The following is a 17,201-nucleotide window of genomic DNA, read 5'->3' as shown; positions in this document are numbered from 1 at the left end:
AATGAGTCAGAAAATTAGAATAAAATTAAAGTCTTACGATCATAATTTAGTTGACAAGTCTGCTGATAAGATTGTAAAAACAGTAAAAAGTACTGGTGCTGTTGTAACTGGACCAATTCCATTACCAACACACAAAAAGATTTTCACTGTATTACGTTCACCACACGTAAACAAGAAGTCAAGAGAACAATTTCAATTATCATCTTACAAGAGATTATTGGATATCTATTCTTCATCTTCTAAAACAATTGATGCCTTAATGAAACTTGAATTGCCAAGTGGAGTTGAAGTAGAGATTAAAGTGTAATGAACTTATTCCACAATGGTGGAAAGAACATGTCCGGAGCTGCGTGCGAAGGAAAAACGGTAAAAATACAATTCAAGGTCGAATGTATTTTCGGCCTTGAATTTTAATAAATACTAATAATAAATAAATTAATAATTATGTCTGGGTTAATAGGAAGAAAAATCGGTATGACCAGCATTTTCGATGAAAATGGAAAGAATATTCCATGTACAGTAATCGAAGCTGGACCATGTATCGTTACCCAAGTCAGAACCGAAGAGGTCGACGGGTACAATGCCCTTCAACTTGGTTTCGATGACAAGACTGAGAAAAGTGCTACTAAAGCTGAAATTGGCCATGCCAAAAAAGCGGGTACTTCTGTTAAAGTTAAAGTCGCGGAATTTCAAGGATTTGAAGGAGATTACAAATTAGGTGATGCAATAACAGTAGAGCACTTTATAGAAGGTGAGTATGTTGATGTTGCTGGTACATCAAAAGGTAAAGGTTTTCAAGGTGTTGTTAAGCGCCATGGATTTGCTGGAGTTGGTCAAGCAACGCATGGTCAACATAACCGTTTAAGAGCTCCTGGTTCTATTGGTGCTGCTTCATATCCTGCGAGAGTGTTCAAAGGAATGAAAATGGCCGGAAGAATGGGTGGCGAAAGAGTGAATGTTGAAAATTTAAGAGTATATAAAGTAGTTCCAGAAAAGAACTTACTTGTAGTTAAAGGATGTGTTCCAGGACACAAAAACTCTTATGTAATTATTCAGAAGTAATGAAAGTAGCAGTTTTAGATATAAACGGAAAAGACACAGGTAGAAAGGTAGACCTTTCTAAAGATGTGTTTGCTATAGAGCCTAATAATCATGCAGTATACTTAGATGTTAAGCAATATCTTGCTAACCAACGTCAAGGAACGCATAAGGCTAAAGAAAGAGCAGAAATTACAGGAAGTACACGTAAGATTAAAAAACAAAAAGGTACAGGTACTGCGAGAGCAGGTAGTATCAAATCTGGTGTATTTAAAGGTGGTGGACGTATGTTCGGACCAAGACCTAGAAACTACAGTTTTAAACTGAACAAAAACCTGAAACGTTTAGCACGTAAATCAGCGTTAACAATGAAAGCAAATGATAAAGATATCGTTGTTTTGGAAGATTTCAATTTTGATGCGCCAAAGACGAAAAACTTTACAGCTGTATTAAAAGCACTAGACATACAAGATAAAAAATCTCTGTTTGTGTTGGGTGCGTCGAATAATAATGTATATTTGTCATCACGAAATTTTAAAGGCTCTGAAGTTGTAATGAACTCAGAATTAAGTACTTACAAAATTTTAAACGCAAATAAATTAGTTCTTTTAGAGAGTTCTTTAGAAGGAATTGAATCGAATTTAAGTAAATAAGAAGACAATGAGTATCTTAATTAAACCTATCATCACTGAAAAAGCAACAACTAATAGTGAGTTGAATAACTGCTTTACATTTCAAGTGAACACCAAGGCGAACAAGGTAGAAATCAAAAAAGCAGTTGAAGCTGCTTATGGTGTCTCTGTTGAAAAAGTTCGTACTATAAATGTCCGTCCAGATCGTAGTACTCGTTATACAAAAACAGGTATTCAACATGGTAAAACAAATGCTGTTAAAAAGGCAATTGTACAACTGGCGGAAGGTGAAGTAATTGATTTATACACTAACATGTAATTAGACAACAATGTCAGTAAGAAAATTAAAACCAATCACGTCAGCTCAGCGATTTAGAGTAGTAAATGGATTTGACGCCATAACTACTGATAAGCCGGAAAAGAGTTTACTCGTTCCGAACAAAAGATCTGGTGGTAGAAACAGTCAAGGAAAAATGACCATGCGCCAAATTGGTGGAGGTCATAAGAGAAAGTATCGTATTATCGATTTTAAACGTAACAAAACAGGTGTTCCTGGTGAAGTTAAGTCTATCGAATATGATCCAAACAGAACAGCGTTTATCGCATTATTGAATTATCAAGATGGTGAGAAGCGTTACATCATTGCTCAAAATGGTTTACAAGTTGGGCAAAATGTAGTGTCTGGTAGAGAAGGAGTAGCGCCAGAAATTGGTAATGCTATGCCATTAAGTCAAATTCCATTAGGTACAATTATTTCTTGTATTGAGTTACGTCCTGGACAAGGGGCTGTAATGGCAAGAAGTGCTGGAGCATTTGCTCAATTAATGGCAAGAGACGGTAAGTTTGCAACAGTAAAATTACCTTCTGGTGAGACAAGAATGATTCTTTCAGAATGTATGGCTACAATTGGAGTTATTTCTAATTCTGATCATCAATTAACTGTATCTGGTAAAGCAGGTAGAACAAGATGGTTAGGTAGAAGACCAAGAGTAAGACCAGTAGTAATGAATCCAGTTGATCACCCAATGGGTGGTGGTGAAGGTAAATCTTCCGGAGGACACCCTAGATCAAGAAATGGTATTCCAGCTAAAGGTTATAGAACACGTTCTAAGACGAAAGCGAGTAATAAGTATATTGTAGAACGTAGAAAGAAATAATTGAAATAATATGGCACGTTCATTAAAAAAAGGACCTTACATCCACTATAAATTGGCTAAAAAAGTAGAAGCTAATGTAGCAGCTAACAAAAAAACAGTTATCAAAACGTGGTCAAGAGCCTCAATGATTTCTCCAGATTTTGTTGGTCAAACTATTGCAGTTCACAACGGTCGTCAATTTGTACCAGTTTACGTAACAGAAAACATGGTAGGTCATAAATTAGGAGAATTTTCACCAACACGATCTTTTAGAGGTCACGCAGGTGCAAAAAATAAAGGAAAAAAATAGTAAGCTATGGGAAGTCGTAAAAAACAAATGGCAGACGCTATTAAGGAAGGCAGAAAAAACGTTGCATTTGCAAAGTTGAATAACTGCCCTACTTCACCAAGAAAAATGCGTTTAGTTGCAGACTTGGTAAGAGGAAAAGAAGCAGAGAAAGCACTACAAATCTTAAGATTTAGTTCAAAAGAAGCATCTCGTCGATTAGAGAAATTGTTGTTATCAGCAATTGCTAACTGGCAAGCAAAAAATGAAGATGCAGACATGGAAGAAGCAGATTTATTTGTGCAAGAGATTAGAGTAGATGGAGGATCTATGTTAAAGAGATTACGTCCAGCACCTCAAGGTCGTGCTCACAGAATTAGAAAAAGATCTAATCACGTAACAGTAGTGATTGGAGCTAAAAATAACACACAAGCTTAAATAGAGATATGGGACAAAAGACAAATCCAATCGGAAATCGTTTAGGAATTATCAGAGGATGGGAATCTAACTGGTATGGTGGAAATGATTATGGTGATAAACTTGCTGAAGATGATAAAATCAGAAAGTATATCCATGCTCGTTTATCGAAAGCTAGTGTATCTAGAGTTATCATTGAGCGTACGCTTAAACTTGTAACCGTTACTATCACTACTGCTAGACCTGGTATTATTATCGGTAAAGGTGGACAAGAGGTAGACAAGTTAAAAGAAGAGCTTAAGAAAATTACTGGAAAAGAAGTTCAGTTAAACATCTTTGAAATTAAGAGACCTGAACTTGATTCATATTTAGTAGCATCTAGTGTTGCTCGTCAAATTGAAAATCGTATTTCTTACAGACGTGCAATTAAAATGGCTATTGCTGCTGCTATGCGTATGAATGCTGAAGGAATAAAAATTCAGATTAGTGGTCGTTTAAACGGTGCTGAAATGGCACGTTCAGAACACTATAAAGAAGGACGTATTCCTTTATCTACATTTAGAGCTGATATTGACTATGCTTTAGTTGAAGCACATACTACTTATGGTAGATTAGGTGTTAAAGTATGGATCATGAAAGGTGAAGTGTACGGAAAAAGAGAACTTTCTCCATTAGTTGGCTTGTCTAAGAAGCAAGGTGGCAAGTCTGGAGGACGCGGTGGGAACAACAAATCTCGTCGTAGAAAGTAATTTTTAAAGAAAAAGTAATAAGATGTTACAACCTAAAAGAACAAAATTTCGTAAAGTCCAAAAAGGACGTATGAAAGGAAATACCGGAAGAGGACATATGCTTTCTAATGGTATGTTTGGAATAAAATCTTTAGATGCTAATTTCTTGACATCTCGTCAAATAGAAGCTGCGCGTATTGCTGCAACTCGTTATATGAAAAGAGAAGGTCAATTATGGATTAAAGTATTTCCAGACAAGCCAATTACAAAGAAACCATTAGAAGTACGTATGGGTAAAGGTAAAGGTGCTGTAGAATACTGGGTAGCTGTAGTAAAACCAGGAAGAATTATCTTCGAAGTTGGTGGAGTACCAATGGACGTTGCTAAGGAGGCTTTACGTTTAGCTGCACAGAAATTACCAGTAAAAACTAAGTTTTTAATCGCTAGAGATTACGAAGCATAATTTATTTGATATTATGAAACAATCAGAAATTAAAGAATTATCAGTAGCTGAGTTACAAGAGAAACTTGGTGAAACTAAAAAGAGTTATGCAGACCTTAAAATGGCACATGCAATCTCTCCATTAGATAACCCAATTCAGTTACGTAACGTAAGACGTTCAGTAGCAAGAATTGCAACAGAATTAACTAAAAGAGAAATACAATAATTGTATTCTGGCTGAAAGATGGAAAAAAGAAATTTAAGAAAAGAGCGTATAGGTGTTGTTACTAGCAACAAGATGCAAAAATCAATTGTTGTTGCTGAAGTTAAAAAAGTAAAACACCCTATGTACGGAAAGTTCGTTTTGAAAACAAAGAAATATGTTGCTCACGACGAAACAAACGATTGTAACATTGGAGATACTGTAAAGATCATGGAAACACGACCTATGAGTAAATCTAAATGTTGGAGATTAGTAGAAATAATTGAAAGAGCGAAGTAATTATGGTACAACAAGAATCAAGATTAAAAGTAGCTGATAACACAGGAGCAAAGGAAGTATTAACTATCCGTGTTCTAGGTGGTACAAAAAGAAGATACGCGTCTATTGGAGATAAAATTGTTGTCTCAGTTAAAGATGCTACTCCTAATGGAAACATTAAAAAAGGAGCAGTGTCAACAGCAGTAGTTGTTCGTACTAAAAAGGAAGTTAGACGTCCAGACGGATCTTATATTAGATTTGACGATAACGCTTGTGTACTTTTAAATCCAACTGGAGAAATGAGAGGAACACGTGTTTTTGGACCTGTAGCTAGAGAACTTCGTGATAGACAATTCATGAAAATTGTTTCATTAGCACCAGAAGTGCTTTAATGACTAATAAAATGACAAAGTTTAAAATTAAATCAGGAGATACTGTAAAAGTAATAGCTGGAGACCACAAAGGTACAGAAGGTAACGTACTTAAAGTATTAAAGGATAAAAACAAAGCCATCGTAGAAGGCGTGAACATGGTTAAGAAGCATACAAAACCAAGTGCACAAAATCCTCAAGGAGGCATTGTAGAAAAAGAAGCACCAATTCATATGTCTAACCTATCGTTGTTAACCGCAAAGGGAGAAACAACAAGAGTAGGTTACAAAATGGAAGGTGACAAGAAAGTAAGATTTTCAACAAAATCAAATGAAGTAATATAGTTATGGCTTATATTCCAAGATTAAAACAAGAGTACAAGGACAAGGTTGTTTCTGCTCTTACAGAAGAATTCGGATATAAAAACGTAATGCAAGTTCCTAAACTTAAGAAGATTGTTATATCTAAAGGTGTGGGAGCTGCCGTTGCCGATAAGAAATTAATTGATCATGCTATTGATGAGTTAACAATGATATCTGGTCAAAAAGCTGTTGCTACAATGTCTAAAAAGGATGTTGCATCTTTCAAATTACGTAAAGGAATGCCAATTGGTGCCAGAGTAACTTTGAGAGGAGAGCAAATGTATGAGTTTTTAGATCGTTTAGTAACTTCTGCGTTACCACGAGTTAGAGATTTCAATGGTATCAAAGCTACAGGTTTTGATGGTAGAGGAAACTACAACTTAGGTGTTGTTGAACAAATTATCTTTCCAGAAATAAACATTGATAAAATCAATAAAATCTCTGGTATGGATATTTCTTTCGTAACATCTGCAGAAACAGATAAAGAAGCAAAATCGTTATTAACTGAAATGGGATTACCATTTCAAAAGAACTAAGATATGGCTAAAGAATCAATGAAAGCCCGTGAGGTAAAAAGAGCAAAAACAGTAGCTAAATATGCTGAGAAACGTAAGGCTTTAAAAGAAGCTGGAGATTACGAAGCATTACAAAAGTTACCAAAAAATGCTTCTCCTATTAGAATGCACAACAGATGTAAACTAACAGGAAGACCAAAAGGGTACATGAGGACTTTCGGTATTTCACGTGTAACATTCCGTGAAATGGCAAACCAAGGTTTGATTCCAGGTGTTAAAAAAGCATCTTGGTAAACCAAATCGTTTTATCGCGATTATAAACAAGAATTATAAATTGGTTTTAGGTTCGGCAGAAAGTCGAAAACCATTACCGCAAATTAATATAAATGAATACAGATCCAATTGCTGATTACTTAACAAGAATCAGAAATGCTGTGAAGGCCAACCATAGAGTTGTTGAAATTCCTGCATCAAACTTAAAGAAAGAAATGACTAAAATATTATTCGATCAAGGATATGTTTTAAGTTATAAATTTGACGATTCAACTGTACAAGGGACAATTAAAATTGCCTTAAAGTACAACAAGGAAACTAAAGAATCGGTTATCAAAAAAATTCAAAGAATCAGTACACCAGGTTTACGTCAATATGCTGGCGCAAACGAAATGCCTAGAATCCTTAATGGTTTAGGTATTGCTATCGTGTCTACATCTAAAGGTGTAATTACAGGTAAGCAAGCACAGCGCGAAAATGTTGGTGGTGAATTATTGTGTTACGTTTACTAATTTAAAGCAGAAAGAGCAATGTCAAGAATAGGAAATAACCCAGTAGCAATTCCAGAAGGAGTTACAGTTGAAGTTAAAGACAACGTAATTACTGTAAAAGGTAAATTAGGAGAATTAACACAACCATACGACGCTGTTGAAGTTAAAGTTGAAGACGGAAACGTACTTGTAACACGTTCAGCAGATAACAAAGAACAAAAATCTAAACACGGTTTATACAGATCTTTAGTAAGCAACATGATTGATGGTGTTTCTAAAGGATGGACTAAAGAATTAGAACTTGTTGGTGTAGGTTACAGAGCATCTAACCAAGGTCAAAAATTAGACTTGGCTTTAGGATTCTCTCACAATATCGTTTTAGATATAGCACCAGAGGTTAAAATTGAGACCATTTCAGAAAAAGGTAAAAACCCAATAGTTAAATTAACATCTCACGATAAACAATTAGTTGGACAAGTTGCTGCGAAAATTCGCGGATTTAGAAAGCCAGAACCTTACAAAGGAAAAGGTGTTAAGTTTGTTGGTGAAGAATTAAGAAGAAAAGCAGGTAAATCAGCTTAAAAAATTAGTTATGGCATTAACAAAGAACGAAAGAAGACTAAGAATAAAAAGCAGAATACGTAAGGTAGTTTCTGGTACAGAAGCAAGACCGCGTTTAGCTGTTTACAGAAGTAATAAAGAAATTTATGCTCAAGTTGTTGATGATGTTACAGGTAAAACTTTAGCAGCATCATCTTCAAGAGATAAAGCAATAGCTTCTGAAAAAGGAACTAAAACAGAAATAGCTGCCTTAGTAGGTAAAGCTGTAGCTGAGAAAGCAATCAAAGCAGGTATCAATACCATTTCTTTTGATAGAGGAGGATACCAATATCACGGAAGAGTAAAATCATTAGCTGAAGGCGCAAGAGAAGGCGGACTTAAATTCTAAGACACTATGTATCAAAAATATAAAAACGCAGAATTAGTAAAACCAAGTGGAATTGATCTTAAAGATCGTTTAGTTGGTGTTCAAAGAGTTACTAAAGTAACAAAAGGTGGTAGAGCTTTCGGTTTTTCGGCGATCGTAGTGGTTGGTGATGAAGCTGGAGTTGTAGGACACGGTTTAGGGAAATCTAAAGATGTAGCAACTGCAATTGCAAAAGCTGTTGAAGATGCTAAGAAGAACTTAGTAAGAATTCCTATTATCAAAGGAACTTTACCTCACGAACAAAAAGGTAAATATGGTGGAGCAAGAGTAAATATCATTCCTGCTGCTCCTGGTACAGGTGTAATTGCTGGTGGAGCTGTGAGAACAGTTTTAGAAGCAGTTGGTATACATGACGTATTATCAAAATCTCAAGGATCTTCTAACCCTCATAACGTAGTAAAAGCAACTTTTGATGCTTTGTTACAATTAAGAGATGCAAATACAATTGCTAGAGATAGAGGAATTTCACTTGAAAAAGTGTTTAACGGTTAATCAATAGGACGATGGCAAAGATTAAAGTAACAAAAGTAAAAAGCGCAATAAATCGTACGCAAAATCAGAAGAGAACTTTAGAAGCTCTTGGATTGAATAAAATTGGTCAAACCAAAGTACATGATGCGTCTCCAAGTATTCTTGGAATGGTAAGTAAAGTTTCACATTTAGTTTCTGTTGAAGAAACAAAATAATAATATAAGATGAACTTAAGTAATTTAAAACCAGCAGAAGGTTCTGTAAAGAATCAAGGTAAAAGAGTAGGTCGAGGACAAGGTTCTGGAAAAGGTGGTACGGCAACACGTGGTCACAAAGGAGCGAAGTCTCGTTCTGGATACTCTAAGAAATTAGGTTTCGAAGGTGGTCAAATGCCTCTTCAAAGACGAGTTCCTAAATTTGGATTCAAAAATATTAATCGTGTAGAATATCAAGGTGTAAACTTAGATACGTTACAAGAGTTAGTAGATAACAAGAAAATAAAGGATGCAGTTGATTTTCAAACTTTAGTTGATCTAGGTTTGGCGGGAAAGAATGAATTAGTAAAAATTCTTGGTCGTGGTGAATTAAAATCAAAATTAACAGTAACTGCTCATAAATTTACGGCGACGGCAAAAGCTGCTATTGAAGCTGCAGGAGGAGAAGCTGTAACTTTATAAGAACACTTTAGTATGAAAATTATAAATACATTAAAAAATGTTTGGAAAATAACAGAGTTAAAAGACAGAATCATTCTTACGCTTGGTCTGCTTTTAGTTTACCGTTTTGGTGCTCAGGTTGTTTTACCAGGTATTGATGCAACTCAACTTGGAGGTTTGCAAGATGGTGCAGATGGTGGGATATTAGGAATTCTTAATATGTTTACTGGTGGTGCCTTCGCAAACGCTTCTGTTTTTGCATTGGGTATTATGCCTTACATTTCAGCTTCTATTGTTGTACAATTAATGGGAATTGCGATTCCTTATTTACAGAAACTTCAAAAAGAAGGTGCAAGTGGGCAAAAGAAGATTACACAAATTACACGTTGGTTAACCATTATTATTTGCTTGTTCCAAGCACCTGGATATTTGGCTAGTTTACAACCTGCATTTGGTATTCCTTCTTCAGCATTCTTATTAGGTACAGGACCAACGTTCTATATATCGTCAGTAATCATTTTGGTAACTGGTTGTATATTCGCTATGTGGTTAGGAGAGAAGATTACAGATAAAGGTATTGGTAATGGTATTTCATTATTAATTATGGTGGGTATTATCGCTACTTTACCTCAATCATTCTTACAAAATGCATCAGCTAGATTAGATGGTGGTGGAAATGGTGGATTAATGATGATCTTAATCGAACTAGTAGTTTGGTTTGTAATCATTTTAGCATCGATAATGTTAGTTATGGCAGTGCGTAAGATTGCTGTACAATATGCAAGAAGAACGGCTTCTGGTGGTTACGAGAAAAATGTGTTTGGTAATAGACAATTTTTACCATTAAAATTGAATGCATCAGGTGTAATGCCAATTATCTTTGCTCAAGCAATTATGTTTGTACCAAGTTTAATTGGAAAATCATTTGGAGCTTCTAGTGAAGTAGGACAATGGATGCAAGCCGAGTTTGGTAATCCTTTTGGATTATGGTATAATGTTGTATTTGCATTATTAATTATCATTTTTACATATTTCTATACTGCAATCACAGTTCCAACGAACAAGATGGCAGATGATTTAAAAAGAAGTGGTGGATTTATTCCAGGAATTAGACCTGGAACTGAAACATCTGAATATTTAGATAAAGTAATGTCGCAAATTACATTACCAGGCTCTATTTTCTTAGCATTGATAGCTGTGTTCCCAGCAATTATTGTAAAGATTATGGGTGTTCAAGGTGGATGGGCATTATTCTTTGGTGGCACATCGCTACTAATTATGGTTGGAGTTGCAATAGATACAATGCAGCAAGTGAATTCATATCTGTTGAATAAACATTATGATGGCTTGATGAAGACAGGTAAAAACAGAAAAGCAGTAGCTTAAATGTAATACTAATTTAGAGGGTAACCTTCGGAAAAATTTTAGGCAAGGTATTTGCTAATCCAAGGTTAAACACTAAAATATATAATATGGCAAAACAAGCAGCAATAGAACAAGACGGATCAATCATAGAAGCATTGTCAAATGCGATGTTCCGAGTTGAACTAGAAAACGGTCACATTGTGACAGCACACATTTCGGGTAAAATGCGTATGCATTACATTAAGTTGTTACCTGGAGATAAAGTAAAATTAGAAATGAGCCCGTACGATTTAACAAAGGCTCGCATAACTTATAGATACTAAAACCATGAAGGTAAGAGCATCCATTAAAAAAAGAAGCGCAGACTGTAAATTAGTCCGCAGAAAAGGTAGACTTTACGTCATTAACAAAAAGAATCCTAGATTCAAACAAAGACAAGGGTAATTATGGCAAGAATTGCAGGTGTAGACATACCAAAACAGAAAAGAGGAGTAATCTCTTTAACTTATATCTACGGAGTAGGTAGAAGTAGAGCACAAGAAATTTTAGCAACGGCTAAAGTAGACGAAAGCATCAAAGTACAAGATTGGACAGATGAGCAAATTGGAGCAATCCGTGACGCTGTTGGATCTTATACCATTGAAGGTGAATTACGTTCTGAAACACAATTAAACATTAAGCGATTAATGGATATTGGATGTTACAGAGGTATACGTCATAGAGCTGGACTTCCATTAAGAGGTCAGAGAACAAAAAACAACTCTAGAACTAGAAAAGGTAGAAGAAAAACTGTTGCTAACAAGAAAAAAGCAACTAAATAATAAATAGACATTAGTCATTAGTTTTAACCGTTAGAGGAATCTGTTTGAAATAGTAATGTTTAGGATTCTAAAAACAAAAAAACTAACAACTAGAAACTGAAAAATATGGCAAAGTCAAGTACAAAAAAACGTAAAGTCATTGTAGATGCTGTAGGTGAAGCGCATGTAGCTGCATCTTTTAACAACATCATCATCTCTTTAACAAACAAAAAAGGTGACGTAATTTCATGGTCATCAGCTGGTAAAATGGGATTTAGAGGTTCTAAGAAGAACACCCCTTACGCTGCTCAATTAGCTGCAGAAGACGCTGCTGGAGTTGCTAAAGAAGCTGGACTTAAGAAAGTTAAAGTTTACGTAAAAGGTCCTGGAAATGGTAGAGAATCTGCTATTAGATCTATCCACAATTCTGGAATTGAAGTAACAGAAATTATCGATGTTACTCCATTACCACACAATGGATGTAGACCTCCAAAAAGAAGAAGAGTATAATTTATATACATACTAAATGAATATCAACTGTTTTTAATGGTTGATATTCATTTTTTATATGTAAATTTGCAAACTGAAAAATAACAAACAAGTATCAACGAGAGATCAACGGTTGTCGAAGGATAAGATTAAGACCTTAATTCACAAACACTCTCAAAACAAATTTAAAAATGGCAAGATATACTGGTCCTAAAACTAAAATAGCTCGAAAATTTGGCGAAGCTATATTTGGAGATGATAAAGCTTTCGAAAAAAGAAACTATCCTCCAGGTCAACATGGTGCTAATAAGCGTCGTGGAAAAAAATCTGAATACGCTATCCAATTAATGGAAAAGCAAAAAGCTAAGTACACTTATGGTATCTTAGAAAAGCAATTCAGAAACATGTTCAAAAAAGCAACTGCTGCTCAAGGTATTACAGGTGAAGTTTTACTTCAATTGTGTGAATCTCGTTTAGATAATGTTGCATACAGAATGGGATTGTCTCCATCTCGTAGTGGAGCTAGACAATTAGTATCTCACAGACATATCACTGTTAACGGAGGTATCGTAAACATTCCATCTTACCAATTAAAAGCTGGTGATGTTGTTGCGGTTAGAGAAAAATCTAAATCGTTAGAATCTATTCAAAATTCATTAGCTAATTCTAGTAATGTATATGAGTGGATTACTTGGAATAATGATACAAAACAAGGAACTTATGTTTCTGTTCCTGAAAGAATTCAAATTCCAGAAAATATCAACGAACAATACATCGTCGAATTATACTCTAAATAATAAATTAATCATATTGGTATTTAGCCAAAGGGTTTATTGGCCTTCTTCAAACCTCTAAACCGCGCAACTGAATAACAATTAAAACGAAGAATACATGGCAATATTAAATTTTCAGAAGCCCGACAAAGTAATCATGATTGATTCTACTGAGTTTGAAGGTAAATTCGAATTTAGACCTTTAGAACCAGGTTATGGATTAACAGTAGGTAATGCTTTAAGAAGAGTTTTATTATCTTCTTTAGAAGGCTTCGCTATTACATCAGTTAGAATTGAAGGTGTAGACCACGAATTCTCTACTATTGCAGGTGTGGTAGAAGACGTTACAGAAATGATTTTGAACTTAAAACAAGTTAACTTCAAACGTCAAATTGACGAGGTTGATAATGAGTCTGTTTCAATTTCTATCTCTGGACAAAATCAAATTACAGCAGGTGATTTTCAAAAATTCATCTCTGGATTCCAAGTATTAAATAAAGACTTAGTGATCTGTAACTTAGATCCTAAAGTTAATATTAACATGGAAATTACAATTGAAAAAGGAAGAGGTTATGTTCCTGCTGAAGAAAATAAAAAGGCTTCTGCACCAATTGGAACAATCTTTACAGATTCAATTTATACACCAATAAAAAATGTTAAATATAGCATTGAAAACTTCCGTGTTGAGCAAAAAACCGATTACGAAAAATTAGTTTTTGAAATCATTACAGATGGGTCTATTCATCCAAAAGATGCGTTAACTGAGGCTGCTAAGATTTTAATTCACCACTTCATGTTATTCTCTGATGAGCGTATCACTCTTGAAGCTGATGAAATTGCTCAAACTGAAACTTATGATGAAGAATCACTTCACATGAGACAGTTGCTTAAAACTAAATTAGTTGATATGGACTTATCGGTTCGTGCACTAAACTGTTTAAAGGCTGCAGAGGTAGATACTTTAGGAGACTTAGTATCATTCAATAAAAATGACTTAATGAAGTTCCGTAACTTTGGTAAGAAATCTTTAACAGAGCTTGAAGAGCTTGTAAATGTCAAAGGTCTTAACTTCGGAATGGATTTAGCAAAATACAAATTAGATAAAGATTAAATTATAATAATCATATTTTGCTCCTCAGAAAATGAGTTTGGAAGCAAGATGATAAATAGAAAGTCATGAGACACGGAAAGAAATTTAACCATTTAGGAAGACAAACTGCTCATAGAAAAGCAATGTTAGCTAATATGGCATGCTCATTAATTGAGCATAAACGCATCAACACAACTGTTGCTAAAGCAAAAGCGTTAAAGCAATTTGTTGAACCAATGATTACTAAATCAAAGGAAGATACAACTCATAACAGACGTATCGTTATGTCTAGATTAAGACAAAAAGATGCTGTTACTGAATTATTCAGAGATGTAGCTGTAAAAGTAGGAGATCGTCCAGGTGGTTATACTAGAATCATCAAATTAGGAAACAGACTTGGTGATAATGCTGATATGGCAATGATAGAGTTAGTAGATTATAACGAAATCTACAACGCTGGTAAGAAAGAGAAGAAAACTACTAGAAGAAGTAGAAGAGGAGGCTCTAAACCAGCTGCGGCTCCAGTTGAAACGAAAGCAACTAACGAAGAAGAATAAATGTTAATAAGCATTTAATATATAAAGGATAATCTATTTTAGATTATCCTTTTTTTTATGCAATTTTGTAAAACTTTTCTAAAAAAATGATATACCAAAAACGTAAAAAAGCCTTAATCCTTCTTGCAGATGGAACGATTTTTCATGGAAAATCAATAGGCAAAGAAGGAACTGCCTTTGGTGAAGTTTGCTTCAACACAGGAACAACAGGATACCAAGAAATTTTTACTGACCCTTCATACTATGGTCAGTTAATGGTAACTACTAATGCTCATATAGGTAATTATGGAACCCAATCTGAAGAAATAGAATCTGATTCTATTAAAATTGCTGGGCTCATATGTAAAAACTTCAGTTTTGAATATTCTCGACCAGCAGGCGACAAGTCGCTCGAAGAGTTTTTAAATGATAATAACCTCTTAGCTATTTCAGATGTAGATACTAGAGCCTTGGTGAGTCATATAAGAGATCATGGAGCAATGAATGCGGTAATTTCTACAGAGGTGGATGATATTGACGGATTGAAAAAACAACTAGCTCAAGTTCCAAGTATGGAAGGTTTAGAGTTGGCATCTCAAGTATCTACAAAGGAACCTTATTACTTTGGAGACGAAAATGCTACCTATAAAATTGCTGCATTAGATATTGGTATTAAAAAGAATATATTACGAAACTTAGCCAAGCGAGATGCTTACATTAAAGTGTTTCCTTATAATTCTAAGTTTGAAGACCTAGAAGCGTTTCAACCCGACGGTTACTTCTTATCAAATGGACCAGGAGATCCAGAACCATTGGTAGAAGCTCAGGCTGTTGCTAAAGAAATTATAAGCAGAGATTTACCACTATTTGGTATTTGTCTGGGACATCAAGTGATTGCTCTAGCTAATGGAATTTCAACTTATAAAATGCATAATGGACATAGAGGAATTAACCATCCTGTAAAGAATCTTGTAACTACTAAAGGTGAAATTACATCGCAAAATCATGGATTTGCTATTAATCGAGAAGAAACTGAAAAGCATCCCGATATAGAAATTACACACGTACATCTTAATGATCATACTGTTGCCGGAATCAAAATGAAAAATAAGAATTGTTTTTCGGTACAATACCACCCAGAAGCCAGCCCTGGGCCAAATGATTCAACATATTTGTTTGATACCTTTATTGAAAACATAAAAAACAACTAATGCAGAATTGGCAATGAATTTTAAATTTCGTTGCCAATCTTGTTTTACGAAAACATTATCGTTGAGATATAATGTAAATCTGCTTTATATAAGGAGCTATTAGACCAACAATTTCGTAAATTTGAAACTTAAAATAACAACAACATAAATTAGATATAATGAGCATTATAATTAATATTCATGCAAGACAAATTTTAGATTCTAGAGGAAATCCAACAATTGAAGTGGATGTCGTTACCGAAAACGGAATGATGGGAAGAGCAGCAGTTCCTTCTGGTGCTTCGACTGGTGAACATGAAGCCGTTGAATTGAGAGATGGTGGCGATACTTATATGGGAAAAGGAGTTTCCAAAGCTGTTAATAACGTCAATACGATAATTGCTCAAGAACTATTAGGAGAATCTGTATTTGACCAAAATAGAATAGATCAATTAATGATAGATTTAGATGGTACGCCTAATAAATCTAAATTAGGAGCTAACGCAATCTTAGGCGTATCTCTGGCTGCTGCAAAAGCTGCTGCAGGTGAGTTGGGAATGCCTTTATATCGATACGTAGGAGGTGTATCTGCCAACACGCTACCTGTACCAATGATGAATATCATTAATGGAGGTTCACACAGTGATGCTCCAATAGCATTTCAAGAATTTATGGTAATGCCAGTAAAGGCCAAGAATTTTACTCACGCCATGCAAATGGGAACCGAAATCTTTCATCATCTTAAAAAGGTGTTACATGATAGAGGTTTAAGTACAGCTGTTGGTGACGAAGGTGGTTTTGCACCAAACTTAGAAGGAGGAACTGAAGATGCCTTGGATACTATTGCTAAAGCTGTATCTAATGCTGGATATACTTTAGGTGATGACGTTATGATTGCATTAGATTGCGCTGCTGCCGAGTTCTATAAAGATGGTAAATATGATTATACCATCTTTGAAGGAGATTCTGGACAAGTACGCTCTAGTAAAGAACAAGCCGATTATTTAGCCGAATTGGCCAATAATTATCCTATCATTTCTATTGAAGATGGTATGGATGAAAATGATTGGGAAGGCTGGAAATATCTTACCGAAAGAATTGGTGATAAAGTGCAATTAGTAGGAGATGATTTATTCGTAACGAATGTAGAACGTCTATCTCGTGGTATTGAAAATGGTATCGCTAATTCTATCTTAATTAAAGTCAACCAGATTGGGACTTTAACTGAAACGATTTCTGCAGTGAATATGGCTCATAATGCTGGTTATACATCTGTTATGTCTCATCGTTCTGGTGAAACAGAAGATAATACTATTGCAGATTTGGCTGTAGCCTTAAATACAGGACAAATTAAAACAGGGTCTGCTTCTCGTAGTGATCGAATGGCAAAATACAACCAGTTATTACGTATTGAAGAAGAACTTGATGAAGTCGCTTATTACCCTCAAGAAAAAGCATTCAAGGTGAAATAAGACCTATTTTCAAAAGCATATTAAACAAGCCAGTATAATTTTATTACTGGCTTTTTTTTGTATCTTCAAGTACTTATTAAAGACTATTATACCATCAAATAGTAGAATAGACCTTATTTGATGTTCAAGGAGGAAAAGCTCAAGATGTGATGATTTCGGAAACATATTAGATAGATATTTCGAACGTATCTAGTGACGT

31 protein-coding genes are annotated in these 17,201 nt (G+C 34.8%); all 31 read left to right on the top strand.

The features are described 5' to 3' along the window. Position 1 precedes the first annotated feature (1 nt). The 31 genes from rpsJ (at position 2) to eno (ending at position 17,002) form a co-directional block, all read left to right on the top strand. A complete protein-coding gene (rpsJ, locus tag Q0787_RS14940; RefSeq protein ID WP_007650482.1) occupies positions 2–307 on the top strand; it encodes a 30S ribosomal protein S10 in 306 nt (101 codons plus the stop codon). Positions 308–444: 137 nt separating this feature from the next. After that, positions 445–1,062, top strand: a complete 618-nt coding sequence (gene rplC / locus Q0787_RS14935) for a 50S ribosomal protein L3 (RefSeq protein WP_298903635.1) — start codon at positions 445–447, stop codon at positions 1,060–1,062. Then, positions 1,062–1,691 carry a 50S ribosomal protein L4 gene (gene rplD, locus Q0787_RS14930; protein WP_298903634.1) on the top strand — a complete coding sequence of 210 codons (630 nt, stop codon included), beginning with the start codon at positions 1,062–1,064 and terminating at the stop codon, positions 1,689–1,691. Before rplC ends, rplD begins: the two co-directional genes overlap by 1 nt. A 7-nt stretch (positions 1,692–1,698) precedes the next feature. Continuing rightward, positions 1,699–1,989, top strand: coding sequence for a 50S ribosomal protein L23 (gene rplW, locus Q0787_RS14925; RefSeq protein ID WP_204346315.1), 291 nt, complete (start codon positions 1,699–1,701; stop codon positions 1,987–1,989). A gap of 10 nt (positions 1,990–1,999) precedes the next feature. Next, positions 2,000–2,827: a 50S ribosomal protein L2 gene (gene rplB / locus Q0787_RS14920; RefSeq protein ID WP_298903633.1), complete on the top strand. Its 828-nt coding sequence runs from the start codon at positions 2,000–2,002 to the stop codon at positions 2,825–2,827. Positions 2,828–2,837: 10 nt separating this feature from the next. Beyond that, positions 2,838–3,116: a 30S ribosomal protein S19 gene (gene rpsS / locus Q0787_RS14915; RefSeq protein WP_298760247.1), complete on the top strand. Its 279-nt coding sequence runs from the start codon at positions 2,838–2,840 to the stop codon at positions 3,114–3,116. A 6-nt stretch (positions 3,117–3,122) separates the two neighbouring features. Then, a complete protein-coding gene (gene rplV, locus Q0787_RS14910) occupies positions 3,123–3,530 on the top strand; it encodes a 50S ribosomal protein L22 (RefSeq protein ID WP_298903632.1) in 408 nt (135 codons plus the stop codon). An 8-nt stretch (positions 3,531–3,538) separates the two neighbouring features. After that, positions 3,539–4,258 (top strand): 30S ribosomal protein S3, encoded by a 720-nt coding sequence (gene rpsC, locus Q0787_RS14905; protein ID WP_298903631.1) that lies wholly within the window; start codon positions 3,539–3,541, stop codon positions 4,256–4,258. A 22-nt stretch (positions 4,259–4,280) separates the two neighbouring features. After that, on the top strand, positions 4,281–4,700 hold the full coding sequence (gene rplP / locus Q0787_RS14900) for a 50S ribosomal protein L16 (protein WP_298903630.1): 420 nt from the start codon (positions 4,281–4,283) through the stop codon (positions 4,698–4,700). Positions 4,701–4,713: 13 nt separating this feature from the next. Then, entirely contained in the window at positions 4,714–4,905 is a 192-nt protein-coding gene (gene rpmC, locus Q0787_RS14895) for a 50S ribosomal protein L29 (RefSeq protein WP_040278737.1), read from the top strand. Positions 4,906–4,923: 18 nt separating this feature from the next. Continuing rightward, on the top strand, positions 4,924–5,181 hold the full coding sequence (gene rpsQ, locus Q0787_RS14890) for a 30S ribosomal protein S17 (RefSeq protein ID WP_087491761.1): 258 nt from the start codon (positions 4,924–4,926) through the stop codon (positions 5,179–5,181). Positions 5,182–5,183: 2 nt separating this feature from the next. Beyond that, positions 5,184–5,552 (top strand): 50S ribosomal protein L14, encoded by a 369-nt coding sequence (rplN, locus tag Q0787_RS14885; RefSeq protein ID WP_028871112.1) that lies wholly within the window; start codon positions 5,184–5,186, stop codon positions 5,550–5,552. Positions 5,553–5,563: 11 nt separating this feature from the next. Beyond that, a complete protein-coding gene (rplX, locus tag Q0787_RS14880; RefSeq protein WP_298903629.1) occupies positions 5,564–5,875 on the top strand; it encodes a 50S ribosomal protein L24 in 312 nt (103 codons plus the stop codon). Positions 5,876–5,877: 2 nt separating this feature from the next. Then, positions 5,878–6,429 carry a 50S ribosomal protein L5 gene (gene rplE / locus Q0787_RS14875; protein ID WP_298903628.1) on the top strand — a complete coding sequence of 184 codons (552 nt, stop codon included), beginning with the start codon at positions 5,878–5,880 and terminating at the stop codon, positions 6,427–6,429. 3 nt (positions 6,430–6,432) lie between these two features. After that, on the top strand, positions 6,433–6,702 hold the full coding sequence (gene rpsN, locus Q0787_RS14870; RefSeq protein ID WP_099563531.1) for a 30S ribosomal protein S14: 270 nt from the start codon (positions 6,433–6,435) through the stop codon (positions 6,700–6,702). Positions 6,703–6,794: 92 nt separating this feature from the next. After that, positions 6,795–7,193, top strand: a complete 399-nt coding sequence (rpsH, locus tag Q0787_RS14865) for a 30S ribosomal protein S8 (protein WP_298903627.1) — start codon at positions 6,795–6,797, stop codon at positions 7,191–7,193. A gap of 18 nt (positions 7,194–7,211) precedes the next feature. Further along, positions 7,212–7,754, top strand: a complete 543-nt coding sequence (gene rplF / locus Q0787_RS14860) for a 50S ribosomal protein L6 (protein ID WP_298903626.1) — start codon at positions 7,212–7,214, stop codon at positions 7,752–7,754. Positions 7,755–7,764: 10 nt separating this feature from the next. Then, a complete protein-coding gene (rplR, locus tag Q0787_RS14855; protein WP_298903625.1) occupies positions 7,765–8,121 on the top strand; it encodes a 50S ribosomal protein L18 in 357 nt (118 codons plus the stop codon). A gap of 6 nt (positions 8,122–8,127) precedes the next feature. Next, positions 8,128–8,652, top strand: a complete 525-nt coding sequence (gene rpsE / locus Q0787_RS14850; protein ID WP_298903624.1) for a 30S ribosomal protein S5 — start codon at positions 8,128–8,130, stop codon at positions 8,650–8,652. A gap of 11 nt (positions 8,653–8,663) precedes the next feature. Beyond that, entirely contained in the window at positions 8,664–8,846 is a 183-nt protein-coding gene (gene rpmD / locus Q0787_RS14845) for a 50S ribosomal protein L30 (RefSeq protein WP_298903623.1), read from the top strand. A gap of 9 nt (positions 8,847–8,855) precedes the next feature. Beyond that, positions 8,856–9,308 carry a 50S ribosomal protein L15 gene (gene rplO, locus Q0787_RS14840; RefSeq protein ID WP_298903622.1) on the top strand — a complete coding sequence of 151 codons (453 nt, stop codon included), beginning with the start codon at positions 8,856–8,858 and terminating at the stop codon, positions 9,306–9,308. 12 nt (positions 9,309–9,320) lie between these two features. Beyond that, complete coding sequence (gene secY, locus Q0787_RS14835) at positions 9,321–10,673, top strand: preprotein translocase subunit SecY (protein ID WP_298903621.1); 1,353 nt, start codon at positions 9,321–9,323, stop codon at positions 10,671–10,673. A gap of 86 nt (positions 10,674–10,759) precedes the next feature. Next, on the top strand, positions 10,760–10,975 hold the full coding sequence (gene infA / locus Q0787_RS14830; protein ID WP_026753784.1) for a translation initiation factor IF-1: 216 nt from the start codon (positions 10,760–10,762) through the stop codon (positions 10,973–10,975). Between the two features lie 4 nt (positions 10,976–10,979). Further along, entirely contained in the window at positions 10,980–11,096 is a 117-nt protein-coding gene (gene ykgO / locus Q0787_RS14825) for a type B 50S ribosomal protein L36 (RefSeq protein WP_081990159.1), read from the top strand. 2 nt (positions 11,097–11,098) lie between these two features. Next, positions 11,099–11,473 carry a 30S ribosomal protein S13 gene (gene rpsM / locus Q0787_RS14820; protein ID WP_230936862.1) on the top strand — a complete coding sequence of 125 codons (375 nt, stop codon included), beginning with the start codon at positions 11,099–11,101 and terminating at the stop codon, positions 11,471–11,473. 105 nt (positions 11,474–11,578) lie between these two features. After that, entirely contained in the window at positions 11,579–11,962 is a 384-nt protein-coding gene (rpsK, locus tag Q0787_RS14815; RefSeq protein WP_298903620.1) for a 30S ribosomal protein S11, read from the top strand. 170 nt (positions 11,963–12,132) lie between these two features. Then, complete coding sequence (rpsD, locus tag Q0787_RS14810) at positions 12,133–12,738, top strand: 30S ribosomal protein S4 (RefSeq protein ID WP_298903619.1); 606 nt, start codon at positions 12,133–12,135, stop codon at positions 12,736–12,738. Between the two features lie 94 nt (positions 12,739–12,832). Continuing rightward, positions 12,833–13,825 (top strand): DNA-directed RNA polymerase subunit alpha, encoded by a 993-nt coding sequence (locus Q0787_RS14805; RefSeq protein ID WP_298903618.1) that lies wholly within the window; start codon positions 12,833–12,835, stop codon positions 13,823–13,825. Positions 13,826–13,890: 65 nt separating this feature from the next. Further along, a complete protein-coding gene (rplQ, locus tag Q0787_RS14800; protein ID WP_298903617.1) occupies positions 13,891–14,361 on the top strand; it encodes a 50S ribosomal protein L17 in 471 nt (156 codons plus the stop codon). Positions 14,362–14,447: 86 nt separating this feature from the next. After that, entirely contained in the window at positions 14,448–15,551 is a 1,104-nt protein-coding gene (carA, locus tag Q0787_RS14795; RefSeq protein WP_298903616.1) for a glutamine-hydrolyzing carbamoyl-phosphate synthase small subunit, read from the top strand. A gap of 158 nt (positions 15,552–15,709) precedes the next feature. Then, a complete protein-coding gene (gene eno / locus Q0787_RS14790) occupies positions 15,710–17,002 on the top strand; it encodes a phosphopyruvate hydratase (RefSeq protein ID WP_298903615.1) in 1,293 nt (430 codons plus the stop codon). The last annotated feature ends 199 nt before the right edge of the window (positions 17,003–17,201 follow it).

It is taken from the genome of uncultured Psychroserpens sp. (assembly GCF_947492715.1).
Taxonomy (GTDB): Bacteria; Bacteroidota; Bacteroidia; order Flavobacteriales; family Flavobacteriaceae; genus Psychroserpens.
This window is presented reverse-complemented; position numbering and strand designations above follow the sequence as displayed.

Excerpts from the sequence above, each read along its gene's own strand:
- infA (WP_026753784.1), top strand. The coding sequence starts at position 10,760 with ATGGCAAAACAAGCAGCAATAGAACAAGACGGATCAATCATAGAAGCA.
- ykgO (WP_081990159.1), top strand. The coding sequence starts at position 10,980 with ATGAAGGTAAGAGCATCCATTAAAAAAAGAAGCGCAGACTGTAAATTA.
- rplE (WP_298903628.1), top strand. The coding sequence starts at position 5,878 with ATGGCTTATATTCCAAGATTAAAACAAGAGTACAAGGACAAGGTTGTT.
- rpsS (WP_298760247.1), top strand. The coding sequence starts at position 2,838 with ATGGCACGTTCATTAAAAAAAGGACCTTACATCCACTATAAATTGGCT.
- rpsK (WP_298903620.1), top strand. The coding sequence starts at position 11,579 with ATGGCAAAGTCAAGTACAAAAAAACGTAAAGTCATTGTAGATGCTGTA.
- secY (WP_298903621.1), top strand. The coding sequence starts at position 9,321 with ATGAAAATTATAAATACATTAAAAAATGTTTGGAAAATAACAGAGTTA.
- rplV (WP_298903632.1), top strand. The coding sequence starts at position 3,123 with ATGGGAAGTCGTAAAAAACAAATGGCAGACGCTATTAAGGAAGGCAGA.
- rpmD (WP_298903623.1), top strand. The coding sequence starts at position 8,664 with ATGGCAAAGATTAAAGTAACAAAAGTAAAAAGCGCAATAAATCGTACG.
- rpsN (WP_099563531.1), top strand. The coding sequence starts at position 6,433 with ATGGCTAAAGAATCAATGAAAGCCCGTGAGGTAAAAAGAGCAAAAACA.
- rpsD (WP_298903619.1), top strand. The coding sequence starts at position 12,133 with ATGGCAAGATATACTGGTCCTAAAACTAAAATAGCTCGAAAATTTGGC.
- rplQ (WP_298903617.1), top strand. The coding sequence starts at position 13,891 with ATGAGACACGGAAAGAAATTTAACCATTTAGGAAGACAAACTGCTCAT.
- eno (WP_298903615.1), top strand. The coding sequence starts at position 15,710 with ATGAGCATTATAATTAATATTCATGCAAGACAAATTTTAGATTCTAGA.
- rpmC (WP_040278737.1), top strand. The coding sequence starts at position 4,714 with ATGAAACAATCAGAAATTAAAGAATTATCAGTAGCTGAGTTACAAGAG.
- rplX (WP_298903629.1), top strand. The coding sequence starts at position 5,564 with ATGACAAAGTTTAAAATTAAATCAGGAGATACTGTAAAAGTAATAGCT.
- rpsH (WP_298903627.1), top strand. The coding sequence starts at position 6,795 with ATGAATACAGATCCAATTGCTGATTACTTAACAAGAATCAGAAATGCT.
- rplR (WP_298903625.1), top strand. The coding sequence starts at position 7,765 with ATGGCATTAACAAAGAACGAAAGAAGACTAAGAATAAAAAGCAGAATA.
- rpsM (WP_230936862.1), top strand. The coding sequence starts at position 11,099 with ATGGCAAGAATTGCAGGTGTAGACATACCAAAACAGAAAAGAGGAGTA.
- rplB (WP_298903633.1), top strand. The coding sequence starts at position 2,000 with ATGTCAGTAAGAAAATTAAAACCAATCACGTCAGCTCAGCGATTTAGA.
- Q0787_RS14805 (WP_298903618.1), top strand. The coding sequence starts at position 12,833 with ATGGCAATATTAAATTTTCAGAAGCCCGACAAAGTAATCATGATTGAT.
- rplC (WP_298903635.1), top strand. The coding sequence starts at position 445 with ATGTCTGGGTTAATAGGAAGAAAAATCGGTATGACCAGCATTTTCGAT.
- rplF (WP_298903626.1), top strand. The coding sequence starts at position 7,212 with ATGTCAAGAATAGGAAATAACCCAGTAGCAATTCCAGAAGGAGTTACA.
- rplO (WP_298903622.1), top strand. The coding sequence starts at position 8,856 with ATGAACTTAAGTAATTTAAAACCAGCAGAAGGTTCTGTAAAGAATCAA.
- rpsJ (WP_007650482.1), top strand. The coding sequence starts at position 2 with ATGAGTCAGAAAATTAGAATAAAATTAAAGTCTTACGATCATAATTTA.
- rplN (WP_028871112.1), top strand. The coding sequence starts at position 5,184 with ATGGTACAACAAGAATCAAGATTAAAAGTAGCTGATAACACAGGAGCA.
- rplW (WP_204346315.1), top strand. The coding sequence starts at position 1,699 with ATGAGTATCTTAATTAAACCTATCATCACTGAAAAAGCAACAACTAAT.
- rpsQ (WP_087491761.1), top strand. The coding sequence starts at position 4,924 with ATGGAAAAAAGAAATTTAAGAAAAGAGCGTATAGGTGTTGTTACTAGC.
- rpsC (WP_298903631.1), top strand. The coding sequence starts at position 3,539 with ATGGGACAAAAGACAAATCCAATCGGAAATCGTTTAGGAATTATCAGA.
- rplD (WP_298903634.1), top strand. The coding sequence starts at position 1,062 with ATGAAAGTAGCAGTTTTAGATATAAACGGAAAAGACACAGGTAGAAAG.
- carA (WP_298903616.1), top strand. The coding sequence starts at position 14,448 with ATGATATACCAAAAACGTAAAAAAGCCTTAATCCTTCTTGCAGATGGA.
- rpsE (WP_298903624.1), top strand. The coding sequence starts at position 8,128 with ATGTATCAAAAATATAAAAACGCAGAATTAGTAAAACCAAGTGGAATT.
- rplP (WP_298903630.1), top strand. The coding sequence starts at position 4,281 with ATGTTACAACCTAAAAGAACAAAATTTCGTAAAGTCCAAAAAGGACGT.